General features: G+C 69.1%; 1 protein-coding gene and 5 tRNA genes. All 6 read right to left on the minus strand.

What is annotated here, in order from left to right; translation table 11 throughout:
- Positions 1–133 precede the first annotated feature (133 nt).
- Positions 134–206 (minus strand) — tRNA-Glu (locus ACFWN1_RS33230).
- Between the two features lie 28 nt (positions 207–234).
- Positions 235–306 (minus strand) — tRNA-Gln (locus tag ACFWN1_RS33235).
- Positions 307–327: 21 nt separating this feature from the next.
- Positions 328–400, minus strand: a tRNA-Glu gene (locus ACFWN1_RS33240).
- 28 nt (positions 401–428) lie between these two features.
- Positions 429–501, minus strand: a tRNA-Glu gene (locus ACFWN1_RS33245).
- 39 nt (positions 502–540) lie between these two features.
- Positions 541–612 (minus strand) — tRNA-Gln (locus ACFWN1_RS33250).
- 91 nt (positions 613–703) lie between these two features.
- Positions 704–1,432: an HAD family hydrolase gene (locus ACFWN1_RS33255; protein ID WP_384370482.1), complete on the minus strand. Its 729-nt coding sequence runs from the start codon at positions 1,430–1,432 to the stop codon at positions 704–706.
- Between the last annotated feature and the right edge of the window lie 16 nt (positions 1,433–1,448).

A 1,448-nucleotide genomic window follows, 5' to 3' on the forward strand; every position in this document is an offset into this window, starting at 1 on the left:
GGCCCCTACGCCGCGGCCCGCTCCCGCCCGACTGCTCGGGTACGCGGCTCGACGGCGCCCGGCCGAGAGGCCGTTGGGACCGGACCCGGAAAACGGCGAAGGCCCCTCGCCTGCGCGAGGAGCCTTCTTTCCGTACCCCCGACCGGATTCGAACCGGCGCTACCGCCTTGAGAGGGCGGCGTGCTAGGCCGCTACACAACGGGGGCCTGGACACTGCGTTTCCGCAGGTCCGAGCTGGTCTACCTGGACTCGAACCAAGACTAACTGAACCAGAATCAGTCGTGCTGCCAATTACACCATAGACCAATGATGGTTTAGACCAGTCAGTACCCCCGACCGGATTCGAACCGGCGCTACCGCCTTGAGAGGGCGGCGTGCTAGGCCGCTACACAACGGGGGCCCTAGCGATTCCGGGTGACCGGAACCAGTACCCCCGACCGGATTCGAACCGGCGCTACTGCCGTGAGAGGGCAGCGTGCTAGGCCGCTACACAACGGGGGCTCGCGGATACGATCCGCGGGTGCAGATGAGCTCTGCGAGCTGGCCTACCTGGACTCGAACCAAGACTAACTGAACCAGAATCAGTCGTGCTGCCAATTACACCATAGGCCACTGGAACGCAAGCCCCGCATGGGGACCTCGCTCTAGCAGATGCGCCTGGGGCCCGGCCTTTCGACCTGTTCCCCTCGGCGCAGGAAGAACATTACCCGAAGGTGGACGGGGCTCCAAAACGGGTATGCGAGCGGACCAGCGCCGGGAGTTCGGCGAGGGTGGTGATGCGGTGGGCCGGGGCTCCCCCGGCCGCCCGCGTGTGCGGGCCGCCCCGGTCGATCCACACGGACAGCATCCCGGCCTCCGCAGCACCCCGCCCGTCGATCTCGGGGTGGTCGCCGACGTACGCCACCTCGTGCGGGGGCAGCCCCAGCCCCTCGCAGGCGGCCAGGAAGGCCCCGGCGGCCGGCTTGGAGACGCCCAGCTCGACGGCGCACAGCACGCTCTCGAACCGGTCGCGCAGGCCCAGCGCCCGCAGCTTGTGCTCCTGCACGCTCAGGCTGGAGTTGGACAGCACCGCGTGCCGGTGCCCGGGGAGGGCGTCCAGGGCGGGCAGCACGTCCGGAAAGACCTTCCAGGCCGCCTGATAGTGGCCGACATAGCGCAGATACCATTCCTCGGCCTCGGCGTCGGTCAGCTCCGCCTCCAGGAAGGCCCGTACCCGGTCCAGACGCTGCCCCTCGAACGTGGCCTGCCCGGCCGCGTGCCGTGCCCAGTGCGCCTCGGTGGCCGTCCGCCACGCGGTGAGCGCCTGCTCCGGCGTCTCGAACCGGGCGAGCAGCCCCTCCGCCAGGAGGTGCGCCAGCATGCCCTCACGGTCGGCGGAGGTGTAGTCGAAAAGGGTGTCGTCGACGTCCCAGACCACGGCTCGGATACTCATGGGCCGACGGTAACGG

Source organism: Streptomyces sp. NPDC058459, assembly GCF_042721685.1.
Classification (GTDB): domain Bacteria; phylum Actinomycetota; class Actinomycetes; order Streptomycetales; family Streptomycetaceae; genus Streptomyces.

What these genes read in the sequence shown, in the direction of transcription:
- ACFWN1_RS33255 (WP_384370482.1), bottom strand. Translation starts at nt 1,432, where the DNA reads ATGAGTATCCGAGCCGTGGTCTGGGACGTCGACGACACCCTTTTCGAC.